Origin of the sequence: Stenotrophomonas sp. Bg11-02, from assembly GCF_002836635.1 — a bacterium.
Classification (GTDB): Bacteria; Pseudomonadota; Gammaproteobacteria; order Xanthomonadales; family Xanthomonadaceae; genus Stenotrophomonas; species Stenotrophomonas lacuserhaii.
The window spans coordinates 20,602-39,158 of record NZ_PJAY01000060.1; the positions used below are offsets into that span (position 1 = coordinate 20,602).

Below are 18,557 nucleotides of genomic sequence, written 5' to 3' on the forward strand. Positions count from 1 at the left end.
CGCGATCAACGCACGCCTTGCCGCCACGTCGGGAAAAGCGTCAGCGCGCGCTGAGCCGGTGCACGGCATCCACCAGCACCTGCACGCTGGCCGGATCCATGTCCGGCGACATGCCATGGCCGAGGTTGAACACGTGGCCTTCGCGCGACCCGCCATTGCCGGCCGCATAGGTATCCAGCACGCGTCCTGCCGCCGTGGTGATCGCTTCGGGGCTGGCATACAGGGTGGTCGGGTCCAGGTTGCCCTGCAGCGCGACCCGTCCGCCGGTACGGCGCACGGCCTCGTCCAGGTCCAGCGTCCAGTCCAGGCCGAGCGCATCGGCGCCGGTGTGCGACAGCGCTTCAAGGTGCAGCCCCGTCCCCTTGCCGAACAGGATAAGCGGCGTGCGCTCGCTGCCCTGGCCGCGTTCGAGTTCGGCGGAGATCCGCTGCAGGTAGCGCAGCGAGAACTCCCGGTACATCGCCGGGGACAGCACGCCGCCCCAGGTGTCGAAGACCTGCAGCGCCTGCGCGCCGGCCGCGCGCTGGGCGCCAAGGTAGGCGATCACCGCATCGGTGACCACCTCCAGCAGCCGATGCAGTTCCTGCGGGTGGTTCAGCGCCATCGCCTTGATGCGCGCGAAATCCTTGCTGCCGCCGCCTTCCACCATGTAGCAGGCCAGCGTCCACGGGCTGCCGGAAAAACCGATCAGCGGCACCTGGCCATCCAGTTCGCGCCGGATCACCCGCACCGCGTCCATGACATAGCGCAGTTCCTGCTCCATGTCCGGCACCGCCAGTCGGGCGATGGCGGCGGTATCGCGGACCGGATGCCGGAACTTGGGACCCTCGCCCTCGACGAAGTACAGCTCCAGGCCCATCGCATCGGGGATGGTCAGGATGTCGGAGAACAGGATCGCCGCGTCCAGCGGGAAGCGGCGCAGTGGCTGCAGGGTGACTTCGCAGGCGATCTCCGGATTCTTCGCCATGGCCAGGAAGCTGCCGGCCTTGGCGCGCGTGGCGCGGTACTCCGGCAGGTAGCGGCCGGCCTGGCGCATCAGCCAGACGGGGGTGTGGTCCACCGGTTCACGGCGCAGGGCGCGCAGCAGGCGATCATTGCGGAGGGGACTGGTCACGTAAGGGTGTTCCTTGTGCGGGTGGGGCGTGGGGCGCTGTTCCGGGATGGGGCGATCAGGCGCTGCAGTGGAGGACTGCATAGCCTCGATGCAGCTCTGCATCGCGCGCTTTGTCGAAGGCCGCGCGGGCCTCGGCCTCTTCCAGGTACAGCTCGCGTCGAAGCTGCGAGCGACTGCCGATGCGGCCTGATTCGCGCAGCAGTTCCCAGCCGCCGAACAGGTCGGGCAGCAGGGTCAGGCGCAGGAAGCGGGGCGCCTCGGAGCCGATCGCGGGTTGTTGCAGGAAGGCATGCATGGCGCAAGTGTAGCGCCGGGCCACGCCCGGCGGCTCACGCTGGCGGCGGTGCGCACCGGCGGGTTCCCCGGCGTACAGCTGCGTCCGCTCAACCGCTGGCCAGCACGTCCAGCACGTCCTGGTCCGGTACATCGGCCACCACTTCGGCCTGTCCGATGCCGCGCCACAACACCAGGCGCAGGCGTCCGGCCACGTTCTTCTTGTCCAGCCGCATGCGCTCCAGCAGCGAGGCCGGCGCCAGGCCCGCCGGCAGCTGCACGGGCAATTGCAGCGACTGCAGTACGCCGACGAGTCGATCCGCGTCGGCCGCCGGTGCCCGCCCCAGTGCGGTGGAAAGCCGCGCCGCCAGCACCATGCCGACCGCGACCGCTTCGCCATGGTTGAGCGCATCGCGGCCCGGGGCGGCGTAGCCCTGCTCGGTCTCGATCGCATGGCCGAAGGTGTGGCCGAGGTTGAGCAGGGCGCGCTCGCCTTTTTCCCGCGGGTCGCGTTCGACGATCGCCGCCTTGTGCGCGCAGCTGCGCGCAATGGCTTCGGCAAGCAGGCTGCTGTCGCCGGCGACAAGGCCCTGGGCGTGCTGCTGCAGCCAGTCGAAGAACACCGGATCGCCGAGTGCCCCGTACTTGACCACCTCGGCCAGCCCTGCGCGCAGCTCGCGCGCCGGCAGCGTGGCCAGCACGTCCGTATCGGCAACCACCGCGCGCGGTGGATGGAAAGCGCCCACCAGGTTCTTGCCTGCGGGCAGGTCCACGGCGGTCTTGCCGCCCACCGACGAATCGACCATCGCCAGCAGCGTGGTGGGAAGCTGGACGCAGTCCACGCCGCGCATCCAGCAGGCAGCCGCGAAGCCGGACAGGTCGCCGACCACGCCGCCCCCCAGCGCAAACACGCAGGCATCGCGGGTGGCGCCCAGGGCGGCCAGTGCTTCGATAACACGTCCGAATTCGGCAAGGTTCTTGGAAGCCTCGCCTGCCGGCAGAACGTGTTCGCCGATGCTCAGGTCCGGTCGCGCCTGCAGCAGTGCGCTGCGTACGCCGGCCAGGTACAGCGGGGCGACCTCGCTGTCGCTGACAAGCAGAACGTGGCGGCCGCGCACATGGCGGGCCAGCGCAGGTCCATCGGCCAGCTGGCCGGGGCCGATGGTGATGGAATAGGGATGCTCGCCGCCGACGGCGACGTGCAGGTGGGGGATGTCGGTCATGCGATGAGGTCCTGTCGCTGCCAGTGCGCGGCCAGCTTCACCACCAGATGGGAAGTGGCTTCGGCAGCGGTGTAGAGGTCGGTGTCCAGGGTGAGGTCGGCCAGCTGCCGATAGAGCGGATCGCGATGGTAGGCCAGGTCCTGCAGCACCTGTTCGCGGTCCGGCCGCTGCAGCAGCGGGCGGCCTTTGTCACGTGCCAGGCGTTCCAGCTGGGCGGCCACGCTGACCCGCAGGTAGACCACGTAGCCATGCGCGGCGATCGCCTCCCGGTTGCCCGCATCCAGCACCGCGCCGCCGCCGGTGGACACCAGCTGGCCATGGCCGGCCAGCACCTGCTGCAGGGCCCGGCGTTCGTGCTGGCGGAAGCCGGCTTCGCCGGCCAGTTCGAACAGGGTGGGAATGCTGGCCCCGGCGTTGTCGACGATGACCTGGTCCAGGTCGATGAAGTCCAGCGTGAACCGCTCGGCGAGGCGACGGCCGATGCAGGTTTTGCCGGCCCCCATGGGGCCGATCAGGATCAGGTTCGGTGCTGGATTCATGCCTTGTGATGCTAACACCTCCGTGACATTCCTTTACGCCTCCACGGCCCAGCCTTGGCCGGCGCGGACTCTCCCGCGCGCCACCCGGAGCAGCACCATGTCGGTCGCCAAGGTTATCGAAATCAATGCCTCGTCCAAGACCAGTGTCGAAGATGCGGTACGCAGCGGCCTGAAAAAGGTTGCCGAGAGCGTGAAGAACATCCAGGGCGCCTGGATCAACGAGACCAAGGTGGTAACCAGCGGCAACGGTGAAATCACCGAGTGGCGGGTCAGCCTGAAGGTCACCTTCCTGGTGGAATGAAGGCTCAGGGCCGGGGCGGTCGCAACTCAGCGGGCCTCGATGATGCAGCGCTCGGCGTCCAGCGCGACCACCCGGTCGGCCAAGGCTGGCAGGGTGCGAAGTGCCTGCCGGCTGACCCGTTCGTAGTACTGGACGAAGCGCTCCAGCTGCGGGCGGGTCATGCCGCTGCGTCCGGGCTGGGCGGCCTGCAGGTGTTGTTCCTGCTGCCAGCGCCAGCGCGGCACCACCGTGAAATCCGGCGGCTGCAGGAACCACAGCCGGTCACAGCGCTGCCACAGTGGCGCGTAGTGATCGGCCAGTGCCTGATTGCACCAGCGCCGCCAGCGACCGTCGGGGTCGGCTTCGCGTTCCAGCGCGTTGAGCGGTTCCTGCAGTGCCTCGGCCGGCTGCGCCGGGGTACCCAGGAACCAGCCTTCGAACACCAGCAGATCCAGCGGTTTATCGAGGGCCTGCCACTGTGTGGGGGGCAGCCGTTCATCGGCCAGTTTGTCGAAGCGTGGCAATGCGGTGGGAGCGCGCGCGATCACTGCATCAAGCACCGCGTGCGCCAGCGGCAGGTCATGCGTGCCGGGCGGACCACGGGTGACCAGCAGGGGATGCACGTCGCGCGCCAGGCGCTGGCGCTGGCCGCGGGTGAGGTAGACATCGTCCACCGAAAGCGTCGCAGCGCGCAGGCCACGTGTCTGCGCACGCTCCACGACCTGCGCGGCCAGGGTTGATTTCCCGCTGCCCTGCAGGCCGCTGATCGCCAATACCGGCACCTGCGCGCCGCTGGCCAGCGCGTCATCGAGCGCCTGTTCTGCCAACGTGTCCGGGAATCCTTTCGTCGTGTTCGTGTACGCAGTCGCCTTCATGCCGCCACAATAGCCCAATCCCTTCAGGAATGACGTGTCATGAGCGATCTCTACACCGAAGCGTTGTCCACCTTCTCGGCGCTGTTCGACGAGGCCCGGCAGGGCAGCGAGATCGAGCCCAACGCGATGACCGTGGCGACCGCCGATACCTCCGGGCGCCCCTCCGCGCGCACCGTATTGCTGAAGGCCTTCGATGCACGTGGCTTCGTGTTCTATACCCACCTGGACAGCCACAAGGGGCGTGAGCTGCAGGCCAATCCGCAGGCGGCGCTGCTGTTCCTGTGGCGCAGCCTGCGCGAGGCTGGCATCCAGGTGCGCATCGAAGGGGCGGTGGAGCAGGTCGGCGATGCCGAGGCCGATGCGTACTTTGCATCGCGCCCGCGGTTGAGCCAGATCGGCGCGTGGGCGTCGATCCAGTCCCGTACGCTGGATTCGCGCGAGGAATTCGATGCGCGGGTCGCCGCGGTGGAGGCGCGTTTCGACGGCCAGGACGTACCGCGCCCGGCGGGCTGGAGCGGGCTGCGGGTGGTGCCGGACCGCATCGAGTTCTGGTACGGCGCGCAGTTCCGCCTGCACGAGCGCTGGTGCTACGAGAAGGCTGCCGACGGCAGCTGGAGCAAGCGCCTGCTGTACCCCTGAGGCACGCGGCGTGCGTGCCATGACGTGATCTGCATGTCGCTGTGCGTTGCCGCAGGCCCCGGCTGATGGCCGCTTCATGTGCCGGCAGGGTGGGCCGTCGCAGCCTCGCTTTCTTTTGCAGGAAAGGAGAGTCGGGATGGAGCTTGTGCGCCGGTTGTGGTCCGTTGCCCCGTTGCGTGTCGGGCCGGAGGCGTGGGTGATGCTGGCCGGCCGTGTGGTCGCAGGCGTGATGTTCAGCGTGTCTGGCTGGAACAAGCTGTTCACCGTGCCTGGCCGCGACCGCATGCTGGCGACGCTGCACGATGCGGGCATTCCGTGGCCGGGGCTGAGCGCCCCGGTGCTGGGCGTGATCGAATGGGTGGCAGGGGCCCTGCTGGTGCTCGGCCTGCTCAGTCGTCCGTCAGCCGTGGTGCTGGCGGCCATCTGCGTGGTGGCCGCGCTCACCGATGGCATCGCACGCATTCCCGCAGGACTGGGCGTGCTGGATTGGCTGAGCTGGTTCTTCTATCTGACCGAGGTGCCCTTGGCAGTGCTGCTGCTGTGGCTGGCGCTGGCCGGAAGCGGACGTTTCGCACTCGATGCGCGCTGGGCTGCGCGGGGGTAGGACGTGGTCGGTGACGGCCGCTGGTCGGCAGCCCTCGCAGCGCCTCACCCCAGCCCGGCTGCGCGCAGCCAGCGCCACAGCGTGGTGCGCGATATTCCCAGCGCCTGCGCCATGCCCTCGCGATCGTTGCGGTGGGCCGCCAGCAGCTGCTGCAGCTGCGCGCTGGACGGGCGTCCCGCAGGGGGCTGCAGTACAGGCGAGGAGGCCGCGTCGTGCGCCAGTTCCGGTGCCAGTGACAGCAACCGGGACGCACCGATGCTGCCTTCGGCAGGCTGCCAATGGATGCGCAGGCGGTCGACCAGGTTGCGCAGTTCGCGCACGTTGCCGGGCCACTGCGCTGCGCTCAACAGCGCCATCGCGTCATCGTCCAGCGGGGCGTCGATGCCACGCAGTTGCTGGAAGAAGTGTTGCACCAGCAGGGCGACGTCGCCGCGTCGCGCGCGAAGCGGTGGCAACACGATGCGCAACGTCGCCAGCCGGTAGTAGAGATCGCGGCGGAACTGCCCGGCCTGCACGCGCTGCTCCAGCGACTGCAGGGTGGCGGCGACCACGCGCAGGTTGACCGGTGTGGGCTCGGTGGCGCCCACGCGCAGCACTTCGCGTTCTTCCAGCACGCGCAGCAGGCGGGTCTGCAGCGGCAACGGCAGCTCGCCGATTTCATCCAGGAACAGCGTGCCGCCGTCGGATGCTTCGACCAGCCCGACGCGGCCGCCGCGGCGGGCGCCGGTGAACGCGCCATCGCTGTAACCGAACAGTTCCGATTCCAGCAGCGATTCACTGATCGCGCCGCAGTTCAGCGCGACGAAGCGGCCGCGTCGACCACTTTCAGCGTGAAGCTGGCGAGCCACCAGTTCCTTGCCGGTGCCGGTTTCGCCGCTGACCAGCACGGTGCTGTCATGCGGGGCGTACAGCGCGATGTGCTGGCGGACCTCGGCCATCACGCTGCTCTCGCCGAGCAGCGCGGTGCCCTGGCCGGCGCGGCTGCCGCGGCGTTGCCGCGCGGGCATGCGGCGGCTGCCCGAACGCGCCAGGGTGTGGGTCAGCTCCAGCGCATGTTCGAAGGCCTGGCGGACCGAATCGGCCGAGTACAGCAGCACGCCCTGCAGCCCGGCTGCTTCGGCGTGGTCGATGGCCATGCCGGTGCCGACGATCACTTCGATGCCGTTGGCGCGCAGGTCGGCGATGCAGTCGCGCGCGTCTTCGCGGGTGACGAAACGGCGGTGCTCGATCTGCAGGCCGAAGCTGTCCTGGAAGCTGCCGAAGGTCGGCACGTCGCTGGCATGGGTGACCAGGCCGATGCGCGGGGCGATGCGGCGTGCGCGTGCCAGCGCTTCCATCAGGTCGAAGCCGTTGGCCTGGATCGGCACCAGCGGCACGTCCAGCCGGCTGCGCAGCCAGGCGGCATTGGAACCGCCGGCAATCACCACATCGCAGGGTTCCTGTCGCAGCCGCTGGTTGATCACCGCCACGGCATCCTCGAAGCCGAGGTTGATCTGCTCGATGCGGGCGCGGCGGTCGAACTCAGGTATGACATCGCCCAGCAGCCCGGTCAACCGGGACACGCTCACTGTCCAGATCACCGGCTGGATGGGATCGGTATCGCCGGGGCTGTCGGGATGGCGGGGCAGGTACACAGGGCGTCGCGGTTGGCAGGGGCGTTTCATGATACATCGGTTTCAATGTTTCATATGTTTCAAGGTTCCGCGTGCAGAACTCAAGTGAATCAACCACTTGTGTGTTGGCACGCTCTTTGCGCTCTGTTGGGGTGACCCCTGACAGGATTGCTGCATGACTGCTTCCCTTGCTTCCGCCGGCGCCCGCTTCCGCCAGGCCCTGGCTGCTGAATCACCGCTGCAGGTGATCGGTGCGATCAACGCCAACCATGCCCTGCTGGCCAAGCGCGCCGGTTACCGCGCCATCTACCTGTCCGGCGGTGGTGTCGCGGCCGGTTCGCTGGGCCTGCCGGACCTGGGTATCAACACCCTGGAAGACGTGCTGATCGACGTGCGCCGCATCACCGATGTGTGCGACCTGCCGCTGATGGTGGACATCGATACCGGCTTCGGGCCGAGCGCCTTCAACATCGCGCGCACGGTGAGGTCGCTGATCAAGGCAGGCGCCGGCGCCTGCCATATCGAAGACCAGGTCGGTGCCAAGCGCTGCGGCCACCGCCCGGGCAAGGAGATCGTCCCGCAGGGCGAGATGGTGGACCGGGTCAAGGCCGCTGCCGATGCCAGGACCGATCCGGACTTCTTCCTGATCGCGCGCACCGATGCCATCCAGGTCGACGGCGTGGATGCGGCCATCGAGCGCGCCATCGCCTGCGTGGAGGCCGGCGCCGACGGCATCTTCGCCGAAGCCGCCTACGACCTGGACACTTACCGTCGCTTCGTCGATGCGGTGAAGGTTCCGGTGCTGGCCAACATCACCGAATTCGGCGCCACCCCGTTGTTCAGCCGTGACGAGCTGGCCTCGGCCGGCGTGGCCATCCAGCTGTTCCCGCTGTCGGCCTTCCGCGCAGCCAACAAGGCGGCCGAAAGCGTGTATGAAGCGGTGCGCCGCGACGGCCACCAGCGCAACGTGGTGGACGCCATGCAGACCCGCAACGAACTCTACGACCGCATTGGCTACCACGCCTTCGAGCAGCAGCTCGATGCGCTGTTTGCCGCCAGGAAGTAACCTGCTGCCACGATTTCCGGGAGGAAAACCATGAACGATACGACCGCCACCCCGACCTTCAAGCCGAAGAAGTCCGTCGCCCTGTCCGGCACTGCTGCCGGCAACACCGCGCTGTGCACCGTCGGCCGCAGTGGCAATGACCTGCATTACCGTGGCTACGACATCCTGGACCTGGCCACCACCAGCGAGTTCGAGGAAATCGCCCACCTGCTGGTGCACGGCAAGCTGCCCACCCGCGCCGAGCTGGTGTCCTACAAGGCCAAGCTGAAGTCGCTGCGCGGCATCCCGGCAGCGGTCAAGGCTGCGCTGGAAGAGCTGCCGCCGTCGGCGCACCCGATGGACGTGATGCGCACCGGCGTGTCCGTGCTGGGCTGTGTTTCGCCGGAAAAGGACGATCACAACCATCCCGGCGCACGTGACATCGCCGACAAGCTGATGGCCTGCCTGGGGTCGATGCTGCTGTACTGGTACCACTGGAGCCACAACGGCCGCGCCATCGACGTGGAAACCGACGATGACTCCATCGGCGGCCACTTCCTGCACCTGCTGCACGGCGAAAAGCCGCAGGATTCGTGGGTCAAGGCGATGCACACCTCGCTGATCCTGTATGCCGAACACGAGTTCAATGCCTCGACCTTCGCCTGCCGGGTGATCGCCGGCACCGGCAGCGACATGTTCAGCGCCATTGCCGGCGGCATCGGCGCCCTGCGCGGTCCCAAGCACGGCGGCGCCAACGAAGTGGCCTTCGAGGTCCAGAAGCGCTATGACAGCCCGGATGAAGCCGAGGCGGACATCAAGGCGCGCGTGGAGCGCAAGGAAGTGGTGATCGGCTTCGGCCACCCGGTGTATACCGTGTCCGACCCGCGCAACAAGGTGATCAAGGACGTGGCCCGCGAACTGTCCGAAGAGCAGTCGAGCATGAAGATGTACGACATCGCCGAGCGCCTGGAAACGGTGATGTGGGACATCAAGAAGATGTTCCCGAACCTGGATTGGTTCAGCGCGGTGAGCTACCACATGATGGGCGTGCCGACGGCGATGTTCACCCCGTTGTTCGTCATCGCGCGCACCTCCGGCTGGAGCGCGCACATCATCGAGCAGCGTATCGATGGCAAGATCATCCGCCCCAGTGCCAATTACACCGGTCCGGAAGACCAGGCGTTCGTGCCGATCGACAAGCGCGCCTGATGCATGACCCGGCACCCTCGTGGAGGGTGCTGTGCGGAGCGGGACGGCGATGCCGTCCCGGTTCCGTTGTGGCCTCGCAACGCCGTCCCTGCCGGTGAGGCGACGCCCGGCCCGCCATAGTCCAAGAGCCAGCCATGACCAGCCCCCTGATGAACCAGTCGTACCGCAAGAACCTCCCCGGCACTACGCTGGACTATTTCGATACCCGCGAGGCGGTCGATGCGATCCAGCCCGGCGCCTACGCCACGCTGCCGTACACCTCGCGCGTGCTGGCGGAAAACCTGGTGCGCCGCTGTGACCCTGCGACCCTGGAAGCCTCGCTGCGGCAGCTGATCGAGCGCCGCCAGGACCTTGATTTCCCCTGGTTTCCGGCCCGCGTGGTCTGCCATGACATCCTTGGCCAGACCGCGCTGGTGGACCTGGCCGGCTTGCGCGATGCCATCGCCGATGCCGGCGGTGACCCGGCGCAGATCAACCCGGTGGTGCCGACCCAGCTGATCGTCGACCATTCACTGGCGGTGGAACATCCCGGCTTCGACAAGGCTGCCTTCGAGCGCAACCGCGCCGTTGAAGACCGTCGCAACGAAGATCGGTTCCACTTCATCAACTGGACCCGCAAGGCGTTCAAGAACGTGGACGTGATTCCGCCGGGCAACGGGATCATGCACCAGATCAACCTGGAGAAGATGTCGCCGGTGGTGCAGGTGCGCGATGGCGTGGCCTTCCCGGATACCTGCGTGGGTACCGACAGCCACACCCCGCATGTGGACGCGCTGGGGGTAATCGCCATCGGCGTCGGTGGCCTGGAAGCAGAGAGCGTGATGCTCGGTCGCGCCTCGTGGATGCGCCTGCCCGACATCATCGGCGTGGAGCTTACCGGCCGCCCGCAGCCTGGCATCACCTGCACCGACATCGTGCTGGCGCTGACCGAGTTCCTGCGCGCGGCGCGGGTGGTCGGCGCGTGGATCGAGTTCTTCGGCGCCGGTGCCAGCGCGCTGAGCATCGGCGACCGCGCCACGATTTCCAACATGACGCCGGAGTTCGGCGCCACCGCAGCGATGTTCTCCATCGACCAGCAGACCCTGGACTACCTGCGCCTGACCGGCCGCGAGGAAGCGCAGGTGCAGCTGGTGGAAACCTATGCCAAGGCCGCCGGTCTGTGGGCCGATGACCTGGCCCAGGTGCAGTACGAGCGCGTGCTGCAGTTCGACCTGTCCAGCGTGGTGCGCAACATGGCCGGCCCGTCCAACCCGCACAAGCGCGTGGCCACCAGTGAACTGGCCGCGCGCGGCATTGCCGATGAAGCCAAGCTGGCCTCCGGCAAGGTCGAGCAGGCCGGTGGGCTGATGCCGGATGGCGCGGTGATCATCGCCGCCATCACCAGTTGCACCAATACCAGCAACCCGCGCAACGTGATCGGTGCGGCGCTGCTGGCACGCAATGCCAACCGCGCCGGGCTTGCCCGCAAGCCGTGGGTGAAGAGTTCGCTGGCACCGGGCTCCAAGGCGGTGCAGCTGTACCTGGAAGAGGCCGGCCTGCTCGGTGAACTGGAGCAGTTGGGTTTTGGCATCGTCGGCTTCGCCTGCACCACCTGCAATGGCATGAGCGGCGCGCTGGACCCGGTGATCCAACAGGAGATCATCGACCGTGACCTGTACGCCACGGCGGTGCTGTCGGGCAACCGCAACTTCGATGGCCGCATCCATCCCTACGCCAAGCAGGCGTTCCTGGCATCGCCGGCGCTGGTGGTGGCCTATGCGATCGCCGGCACCGTGCGTTTCGATATCGAAAAGGATGCGCTGGGCGTCGATGCGCAGGGCAACCCGATCACTCTGAAGGACCTGTGGCCGAGCGACGAAGAGATCGATGCGGTGGTCAGGGCCAGCGTGAAGCCCGAACAGTTCCGCAAGGTCTACGACCCGATGTTCACCTTCAAGGTGGAGCACGGCGCGCCGATCAGTCCGTTGTACACATGGCGTCCGCAGAGCACCTACATCCGCCGCCCGCCGTACTGGGAGGGCGCGCTGGCCGGTGCCCGCAACCTCAGCGGCATGCGTCCGCTGGCCGTGCTGGGCGACAACATCACCACCGACCATCTGTCGCCGTCCAACGCGATCCTGGCCAGCAGCGCCGCCGGTGAGTACCTGGCGAAGATGGGCCTGCCGGAAGAGGACTTCAATTCCTACGCGACGCACCGGGGTGACCACCTCACCGCGCAGCGTGCCACGTTCGCCAACCCCAAGCTGATCAACGAAATGGCCGTGGTCGACGGGGCGGTGAAGCAGGGCTCGCTGGCCCGCGTTGAGCCGGAAGGCCAGGTGATGCGCATGTGGGAGGCGATCGAAACCTACATGCTGCGTCGGCAGCCGCTGATCATCATCGCCGGTGCCGACTACGGGCAGGGCAGTTCGCGTGACTGGGCGGCCAAGGGCGTGCGCCTGGCAGGCGTGGAAGCGATCGCGGCCGAAGGCTTCGAACGCATCCATCGCACCAACCTGATCGGCATGGGCGTGCTGCCGCTGGAGTTCAAGCCGGGCGTGACCCGCCTGACGCTGGGCATCGACGGCACTGAAACCTTCGACGTGACCGGTGCGCGGCTGCCGCGTGCGGAGCTGACCCTGGTCATCCACCGCCGCGACGGCAGCCAGCTGAAGGTGCCGGTGACCTGCCGCCTGGATACCGCCGAAGAGGTGTCCATCTACGAGGCCGGCGGCGTGCTGCAGCGCTTCGCGCAGGACTTCCTGGAGGCATCGCAGGGTGCATGACGACCTCGCCGACCCTCTTCCTGCTGGATTGACCCCATGACCTTTCTTCCACAGCTCCGCATTCCTGCCACCTACCTGCGTGGTGGTACCAGCAAGGGTGTGTTCTTCCGCCTGCAGGATCTTCCGCTCGCCGCGCAGGTTCCCGGTCCGGCGCGCGATGCGCTGCTGATGCGGGTGATCGGCTCGCCCGATCCGTATGCCAAGCACACCGACGGCATGGGCGGGGCGACCTCCAGCACCAGCAAGTGCGTGATCATTTCGGCGGCCTCGGTACCGGACCACGATGTCGATTACCTGTACGGCCAGGTGTCGATCGATACCGCCTTCGTGGACTGGAGCGGCAACTGCGGCAACCTGAGCACGGCGGTCGGTCCCTTCGCCATCAGCAATGGTTTCATCGACCCGGCACGGGTGCCGCGCGATGGGCTGTGCACCGTGCGTATCTGGCAGGCCAACATCGGCAAGACCATCATCGCCCACGTGCCGATGCGCGATGGCCAGGTGCAGGAAATGGGCGATTTCGAGCTGGACGGGGTGACCTTCCCGGCGGCGGAGATCCAGCTGGAGTTCCTCGACCCTTCAGACGACCAGGATGGCGGGGCGATGTTCCCGACCGGCAACCTGGTCGATGCGCTTGAGGTGCCGGGCGTGGGCACCTTCACGGTGACCATGATCACCGCCGGCATCCCCACCATCTTCCTCAACGCCGCCGACCTGGGCTACACCGGCACCGAACTGCAGCCGGCCATCAATGAAGACCGCGCGGCGCTGGAACGCTTCGAAGCGATCCGCGCGCACGGCGCGGTGCGCATGGGGTTGATCGAGCACATCGAACAGGCGGCTACCCGCCAGCACACGCCCAAGGTGGCGTTCGTGGCCCCGGCGCAGGACTTTGTTTCCTCCAGTGGCAAGGCGATCGCTGCCGGCTCGATCGACCTGCATGCGCGTGCACTGTCGATGGGCAAGCTGCACCACGCGATGATGGGCACCGCAGCGGTTGCCATCGGCACCGCCGCGGCGATCCCGGGCACGCTGGTCAACCTGGCCGCCGGCGGCGGCGCACGCACGTCCGTCGTGTTCGGTCATCCTTCGGGCACGTTGCGGGTAGGGGCCGAGGCGGCGCTTGTGGACGGGCAGTGGACCGTGACCAAGGCGATCATGAGCCGCAGCGCCCGGGTGCTGATGGAAGGCACCGTACGCGTCCCCGCCGATACCCTTTGACCCGAATGCCTGCTGGGTGACGACCGTCCAGCCCGGTAGGTGACGACCGTTGGTCGTCACCTACCGGGCAGCAACAGCGTGACGACCAACGGTCGTCACCCACCAGGTGCAACGGTCGTCACCCATCAGGTGCAGCAGCGCGGCCGCCACGACCGGTGCGCGCGGGGCATAATGCACGCCTTGTTCAAGGAGTGACGACATGACCGGTCCGCTGCGGCTTCGGAAGTGGGGATGGGCGGCAGCCCTGGTGGCGGGAAGCCTGCTGGCCGGCCTGGCCGGCTGCAACCGCAACGACAGCGGGCAGCTGCCCGCCGCCAGCGGCGAGGCGATCACCGCCAAGGCCGAGCAGGTGACCGAGTTCACCCTGCTGCGCGCCTACCCGGACCAGAAGAACGATGGACTGTCGCTGGCGCTGGAGTTCTCGCGCCCGCTGGTCGGCACCCAGGACTTCGATGCGCTGGTGCGCTTCGAGGAGAAGGTGGGCACCGATGACAGCAGCTGGACCCTGTCCGAGGACGGCAAGACCCTGCGCTACCCGTTCGTGGACGCCGCCAAGGAATACTCGCTGGTTGTGTCGGCCGACCTGCTGGCCGCCGATGGCAGCCGGCTGGGCAAGGAGCTGCGGCAGAAGGTATTCAGCGGCGAGCTGACCCCGGTGGCCGGCTTCGCCTCGCAGGGCAGCGTGCTGCCGGCGCGCGACAGCCGCGGCCTGCCGGTGGTGTCGGTGAACGTGCCGGAAGTAGACGTGGAGTTCCTGCGCGTGCGCGAAAAGGAACTGCCGACCTTCTTCAGCCAGTACCAGCGCGGTGGCCGCCGCGGCAGCTGGGAACTGGACAGTGACTACAGCGAACGCACCCCGATCAGCCGCCTGGCCGAGCCGGTCTACGTCAACCGTTTCATCCTGGGCGGCAAGCAGAACGAACGCGTGCTGACCTACCTGCCGACCCAGGACATCAAGGAGTTGCAGGAGCCGGGACTGTACTTCGCCGTGCTCAAGCGCACCGGCGCCTTCGATGGTGAGTTCGATACGGCGTTCTTCAGCGTCAGCGACATCGGCCTGCATACACGGGCCTACAAGGACAAGCTGTTCGTCCATACCGCCTCGCTGAAGGATGGTGCGCCGCTGAAGAAGGTCGAAGTGCGCGTGCTCGACGGCAAGGGCGAAGTGGTCCTGCGCGGCAGCACCGACGGCAATGGCAACGCGCTGCTGGATTACACCCTGGATGCCGGCCACGTACTGGTCGCTGGCAGCGGCAAGGACACCAGCTTCCTGCCGTTCAACCAGCCCGCGCTGGACCTGAGCGAGTTCGCGGTGGCCGGGCGGGACAACGCCTGGTTCGATGTGTTCGCCTGGTCCGGGCGTGACCTGTACCGTCCCGGCGAGACCGTGCGGCTGTCCGCGCTGCTGCGCGACAACGATGGCAAGCCGGTCGCACCGGGCAAGGATGCCAAGGCACGCCAGCCGGTGTTCCTGCGGCTGAAGCAGCCCGACGGCAAGATATTCCGCGAGACCCAGCTGCAGCCCGGCGAACAGGGCTACTTCAACTTCGAGCAGCTGATCCCGGCCGATGCGCCGACCGGCCGCTGGCAGGTCGAGTTCCGTACCGATCCGGCCAGCAAGGAAGCGATCCAGGGCATGACCCTGCGTATCGAGGAGTTCCTGCCGGAGCGGATGAAGCTGGACCTGGACAGCGCACAGAAGAGCCTCAAGCCGGGTGATGCGCTGCGCCTTCAGGCCGACGGCGCCTATCTGTATGGCGCGCCGGCCGACGGCAATCGCTTCACCGCGCGTCTGGCGGTGGCGGTGGAACAGAAGCCGGTGGAAGGCCTGCCGGGTTACTTCTTCGGCGACCCGACGGTGAGCCTGCCGCGCGAAGCCAAGGACGTGGTGGATACCACGCTGCCGGCCGATGGCAGGCTGAAGCAGGATGTGGACCTGCCGGAAGAAGCCGCCAAGGCGAAGACCCCGGTGGCGGTGGTGCTGTCCGGCAGCCTGTATGAAACCGGTGGACGCACCGTCAATCGCACGCTCAAGCGGGTGATGTGGCCGGCCGCGGCGCTGGTCGGCGTGCGCCCGCTGTTCAACCCGGACGATGGCGCCGATGCCAACGGCACCGCGCGCTTCGAGCTGGTGCGCGTGGACGCGGCCGGCAAGCCGCAACCCGCCAAGGGGCTGAAGGTCACCCTGGTACGCGAGCTTCGCGACTATCACTGGGCGTTCAACGACAATCGCTGGGACTACGATTTCACCCGTCGTTTCGAGAACAAGGACACCCGCAGCGTCGATGCCGGCACCAGCGCGGTGGCCTTCGACGTGCCGGTGGAGTGGGGCGAGTACCGGGTGGATGTGTTCGATCCGGCCACCGGCCTGACCAGCCGCTACCCGTTCCGCGCAGGCTGGAGCTGGGGCGACGACAACCGTGGCCTGGATGCACGCCCGGACAAGGTCAAGCTGGGCCTGGACAAGACCGGCTACAAGGCCGGCGACACGCTGGAAGTGACGGTGACGCCGCCGCATGCAGGCCGGGGCCTGCTGATGGTGGAAACCGATCGCATGATCTACGTGCAGGATATAGACGCCAAGCCGGGCAGCACCTTCAAGATCCCGGTCACTGCTGAGTGGGAGCGCCACGATGTGTACATCACCGCGCTGGTATTCCGCGGCGGCAGCGCACCGAGCAAGGTGACGCCGGCACGCGCGGTCGGCGTGGTGCACGTGCCGATGGACCGCAAGGCGCGCACGGTGGCCGTGGGCCTGGTGGCGCCCAGGCAGATGCGTCCGGAGCAGGACCTGCCGGTCACCGTCAGCGTGCCGCAGCTGGCCGGCAAGGTCGCGCACGTGACCGTGTCCGCAGTGGACGTGGGCATCCTGAACATCACCCGCTTCCCGGTGCCCGACGCGGCCGCGCACTTCTTCGCGCAGCGCCGGCTGGGCATCGATGCCTATGACATCTACAGCCGCGTCATCGAGAGCTTCGACGGCAGCAGCGGCAAGCTGAAGTTCGGTGGCGACATGGCGCTGGCGGCGTTGCCGCAGGCCAAGCGGCCGACGGCGCGGGTGCAGACCGTGGACCTGTTCACCGGGCCGGTGAAGCTCGATGCCAAGGGCAATGCCCGGGTCCGGCTGAAGGTGCCGGACTTCAACGGTACGCTGCGGGTGTCGGCGCTGGTGTATGCCGATGAGAGTTACGGCAAGCGCGATGTCCAGACCGTAGTCCGCGCTCCGCTGCTGGCCGAAGCCAGCATGCCGCGCGTGCTGGCCCCGGGCGACCGCAGCACGGTCACCCTGGATGTGCAGAACTTCACCGGCAAGCCGGGCCAGTTCAACGTGCGGGTGGAAACCGAAGGCCCGCTGAGCCTGGCCGAGGGCACCCGCTCCGTCCAGCTGGCGACCGACGCCAAGACCACGCTCAGCTTCCCGCTGAGCGCGCGCGAAGGGCACAGCGTGGCCAAGGTGCGCGTGCGGGTGGACGGCAACGGCTTCAAGGCCGATCGCCGCTACGACCTGCCGGTGCGCGCGGCGTGGCCGCAGGTGCTGCGCTCGCAGGTACGCACGCTGGATCCGCTGGCTGCGGTCAGCCTGGATGGCAGCCTGCTGGACGGGCTGATGCCGGAATCGGTGACCGCGCGCCTGCTGGTCAGCCCGCTGCCGCCGATCCCGTTCGCCAGCGCGCTGCAGGGCGCGCTGAACTACCCGTATGGCTGCGCCGAACAGACCACCAGCAAGGGCTACGCCGCGCTGATCCTGGACCAGGCCACCTCGGCCATGCTCGGCGCTGACGGGCTGGATGCCAAGGTGCGTCGCGAGCGCATGGAAGGCGCCTTCGGTCGCCTGGCCTCGATGCAGGTGGCCAACGGCAACTTCTCCATGTGGGGCGACGACGGCTACGTCAATCCGTGGCTGACGCCGTACATCACCGAGTTCCTGCTGGATGCCCGCGATGCCGGTTTCGCCGTGCCCGACAACGTGCTGCAGAAGGCGTTGAACCGGCTCAGCGAGGACCTGCTGTCCGGCGGCAACCAGTTCTACGGCCAGGACCGCCGCGACAACCTGAAGTTCGCCAACCAGGCCTACTCCGGCTACGTGCTGGCGCGGGTCAACCGCGCGCCGCTGGGCACCCTGCGCACGCTGTATGACAACGAACGGGCCAAGGCCATCGGCGGCCTGCCGCTGGTGCACCTGGGCGTGGCGCTGTCGCTGCAGGGTGACCGCAAGCGCGGCGAGGCGGCCATCACGGCCGGCTTCGCCAAGCCGAGCAGCGAACGGCCGTCGTACTTCGGTGACTACGGCAGCGCGATCCGCGATGACGCGCTGATGATCGCCCTGACCCACGAACACAACCTGGCCAAGCCGGCCTGGGACGCGCGTTCGGTGGACCTGGGGCGTGAGCTGGATACCCGCCGCAACCGTGGCTGGATGTGGCTGAGCACCCAGGAACAGGTGGCCATCGCCCGCCTGGGCAAGGCGCTGGCCGCGAACCAGAAGAAGCTGGTGGCCGGTGAGCTGGTGATCGGCGCGCAGACCGAAAGCATCGGTGAGCGCCGCCTGTTCGGCCGCAGTTTCGATGCCGCGCAGCTGGGCAGCGGCGTGCGCTTCGCGCCCAGCGGCGAGCCACCGATGTTCGCCAGCATCGACGTGGCCGGCATTCCGCGCACCGCGCCGGCGCCGGACAACAGCGTGATCGGCGTAGAGCGCAGCTGGTTCGGCACCGATGGCAAGCCGTGGACGCCGCGTCCGTTGAAGGAAGGCGAGGCGCTGATCGTGCGCGTGACCGTCACCCCGGACAGCAGCATGCCCGATGCCCTGCTGACCGACCTGCTGCCAGCGGGCCTGGAAATCGAGAACTTCAACCTGGGTGATGCCAAGCAGTGGGCCGACGTGGTGGTGGATGGCATCGGCATCAGTTCACGTGGCGATGCCGCCGACGTGAAGCACGAGGAGTTCCGCGATGATCGCTACGTTGCGGCGCTGAACCTGTCGCGTGGCAGCAAGGCGACGCTGTTCTATCTGGTGCGCGCAGTCACTCCGGGTACCTACACGGTGCCGCCGTCGCTGGTGGAAGACATGTACCGTCCGCAGCTGCGCGGCGTCGGCCGCAGCAACCCGAGCACGATCACGGTGGTGCAACCGTGAGCCGGCGGGCGGGCCGCCACGCG

At 67.8% G+C, this 18,557-nt stretch carries 14 protein-coding genes; 8 read left to right on the top strand and 6 right to left on the bottom strand.

What is annotated here, in order from left to right:
- Positions 1–40 precede the first annotated feature (40 nt).
- The 4 genes from hemE to CXG43_RS10320 all read right to left on the bottom strand — a co-directional run bounded on the left by hemE (position 41) and on the right by CXG43_RS10320 (position 3,149).
- Positions 41–1,114, bottom strand: a complete 1,074-nt coding sequence (gene hemE, locus CXG43_RS10305) for a uroporphyrinogen decarboxylase (protein ID WP_101099885.1) — start codon at positions 1,112–1,114, stop codon at positions 41–43.
- A 55-nt stretch (positions 1,115–1,169) separates the two neighbouring features.
- Positions 1,170–1,409 (bottom strand): WGR domain-containing protein, encoded by a 240-nt coding sequence (locus CXG43_RS10310; protein WP_101099886.1) that lies wholly within the window; start codon positions 1,407–1,409, stop codon positions 1,170–1,172.
- Between the two features lie 88 nt (positions 1,410–1,497).
- The gene (gene aroB / locus CXG43_RS10315; protein WP_101099887.1) at positions 1,498–2,610 is read right to left on the bottom strand and encodes a 3-dehydroquinate synthase; all 1,113 of its coding nucleotides are present in this window, start codon (positions 2,608–2,610) and stop codon (positions 1,498–1,500) included.
- Entirely contained in the window at positions 2,607–3,149 is a 543-nt protein-coding gene (locus tag CXG43_RS10320; RefSeq protein WP_101099888.1) for a shikimate kinase, read from the bottom strand. The genes aroB and CXG43_RS10320 overlap by 4 nt, the downstream gene beginning before the upstream one ends.
- Before the next feature lie 97 nt (positions 3,150–3,246).
- On the opposite strand from CXG43_RS10320, the gene CXG43_RS10325 reads away from it, so the two are divergent.
- A complete protein-coding gene (locus CXG43_RS10325; RefSeq protein ID WP_042613487.1) occupies positions 3,247–3,450 on the top strand; it encodes a dodecin family protein in 204 nt (67 codons plus the stop codon).
- Between the two features lie 26 nt (positions 3,451–3,476).
- Here the strand turns inward: CXG43_RS10325 and CXG43_RS10330 are convergent, their stop codons facing one another.
- Positions 3,477–4,304 carry a kinase gene (locus CXG43_RS10330; protein WP_101099889.1) on the bottom strand — a complete coding sequence of 276 codons (828 nt, stop codon included), beginning with the start codon at positions 4,302–4,304 and terminating at the stop codon, positions 3,477–3,479.
- Between the two features lie 39 nt (positions 4,305–4,343).
- Here CXG43_RS10330 and pdxH point away from each other — a divergent pair, with 39 nt between their 5' ends.
- Complete coding sequence (gene pdxH / locus CXG43_RS10335; protein WP_101099890.1) at positions 4,344–4,943, top strand: pyridoxamine 5'-phosphate oxidase; 600 nt, start codon at positions 4,344–4,346, stop codon at positions 4,941–4,943.
- Positions 4,944–5,079: 136 nt separating this feature from the next.
- The gene (locus CXG43_RS10340) at positions 5,080–5,547 is read left to right on the top strand and encodes a DoxX family protein (RefSeq protein ID WP_101099891.1); all 468 of its coding nucleotides are present in this window, start codon (positions 5,080–5,082) and stop codon (positions 5,545–5,547) included.
- Between the two features lie 44 nt (positions 5,548–5,591).
- On the opposite strand, the gene prpR is transcribed toward CXG43_RS10340, so the two are convergent.
- Positions 5,592–7,181, bottom strand: coding sequence for a propionate catabolism operon regulatory protein PrpR (gene prpR, locus CXG43_RS10345; RefSeq protein WP_101099892.1), 1,590 nt, complete (start codon positions 7,179–7,181; stop codon positions 5,592–5,594).
- A gap of 154 nt (positions 7,182–7,335) precedes the next feature.
- On the opposite strand from prpR, the gene prpB reads away from it, so the two are divergent.
- From prpB to CXG43_RS10370, 5 genes are all read left to right on the top strand, one after another.
- Positions 7,336–8,226 carry a methylisocitrate lyase gene (prpB, locus tag CXG43_RS10350; RefSeq protein ID WP_101099893.1) on the top strand — a complete coding sequence of 297 codons (891 nt, stop codon included), beginning with the start codon at positions 7,336–7,338 and terminating at the stop codon, positions 8,224–8,226.
- Between the two features lie 30 nt (positions 8,227–8,256).
- The gene (gene prpC, locus CXG43_RS10355) at positions 8,257–9,414 is read left to right on the top strand and encodes a 2-methylcitrate synthase (protein WP_101099894.1); all 1,158 of its coding nucleotides are present in this window, start codon (positions 8,257–8,259) and stop codon (positions 9,412–9,414) included.
- Positions 9,415–9,563: 149 nt separating this feature from the next.
- On the top strand, positions 9,564–12,179 hold the full coding sequence (gene acnD / locus CXG43_RS10360) for a Fe/S-dependent 2-methylisocitrate dehydratase AcnD (protein WP_101100110.1): 2,616 nt from the start codon (positions 9,564–9,566) through the stop codon (positions 12,177–12,179).
- Positions 12,180–12,215: 36 nt separating this feature from the next.
- The gene (prpF, locus tag CXG43_RS10365; protein WP_101099895.1) at positions 12,216–13,400 is read left to right on the top strand and encodes a 2-methylaconitate cis-trans isomerase PrpF; all 1,185 of its coding nucleotides are present in this window, start codon (positions 12,216–12,218) and stop codon (positions 13,398–13,400) included.
- 199 nt (positions 13,401–13,599) lie between these two features.
- Entirely contained in the window at positions 13,600–18,534 is a 4,935-nt protein-coding gene (locus tag CXG43_RS10370) for an alpha-2-macroglobulin (protein WP_101099896.1), read from the top strand.
- Positions 18,535–18,557: the final 23 nt, after the last annotated feature.

Coding starts and splice junctions, on each gene's coding strand:
- CXG43_RS10310 (WP_101099886.1), bottom strand. CDS start 1,409: ATGCATGCCTTCCTGCAACAACCCGCGATCGGCTCCGAGGCGCCCCGC.
- aroB (WP_101099887.1), bottom strand. CDS start 2,610: ATGACCGACATCCCCCACCTGCACGTCGCCGTCGGCGGCGAGCATCCC.
- CXG43_RS10320 (WP_101099888.1), bottom strand. CDS start 3,149: ATGAATCCAGCACCGAACCTGATCCTGATCGGCCCCATGGGGGCCGGC.
- CXG43_RS10325 (WP_042613487.1), top strand. CDS start 3,247: ATGTCGGTCGCCAAGGTTATCGAAATCAATGCCTCGTCCAAGACCAGT.
- CXG43_RS10330 (WP_101099889.1), bottom strand. CDS start 4,304: ATGAAGGCGACTGCGTACACGAACACGACGAAAGGATTCCCGGACACG.
- pdxH (WP_101099890.1), top strand. CDS start 4,344: ATGAGCGATCTCTACACCGAAGCGTTGTCCACCTTCTCGGCGCTGTTC.
- CXG43_RS10340 (WP_101099891.1), top strand. CDS start 5,080: ATGGAGCTTGTGCGCCGGTTGTGGTCCGTTGCCCCGTTGCGTGTCGGG.
- prpB (WP_101099893.1), top strand. CDS start 7,336: ATGACTGCTTCCCTTGCTTCCGCCGGCGCCCGCTTCCGCCAGGCCCTG.
- prpC (WP_101099894.1), top strand. CDS start 8,257: ATGAACGATACGACCGCCACCCCGACCTTCAAGCCGAAGAAGTCCGTC.
- acnD (WP_101100110.1), top strand. CDS start 9,564: ATGAACCAGTCGTACCGCAAGAACCTCCCCGGCACTACGCTGGACTAT.
- prpF (WP_101099895.1), top strand. CDS start 12,216: ATGACCTTTCTTCCACAGCTCCGCATTCCTGCCACCTACCTGCGTGGT.
- CXG43_RS10370 (WP_101099896.1), top strand. CDS start 13,600: ATGACCGGTCCGCTGCGGCTTCGGAAGTGGGGATGGGCGGCAGCCCTG.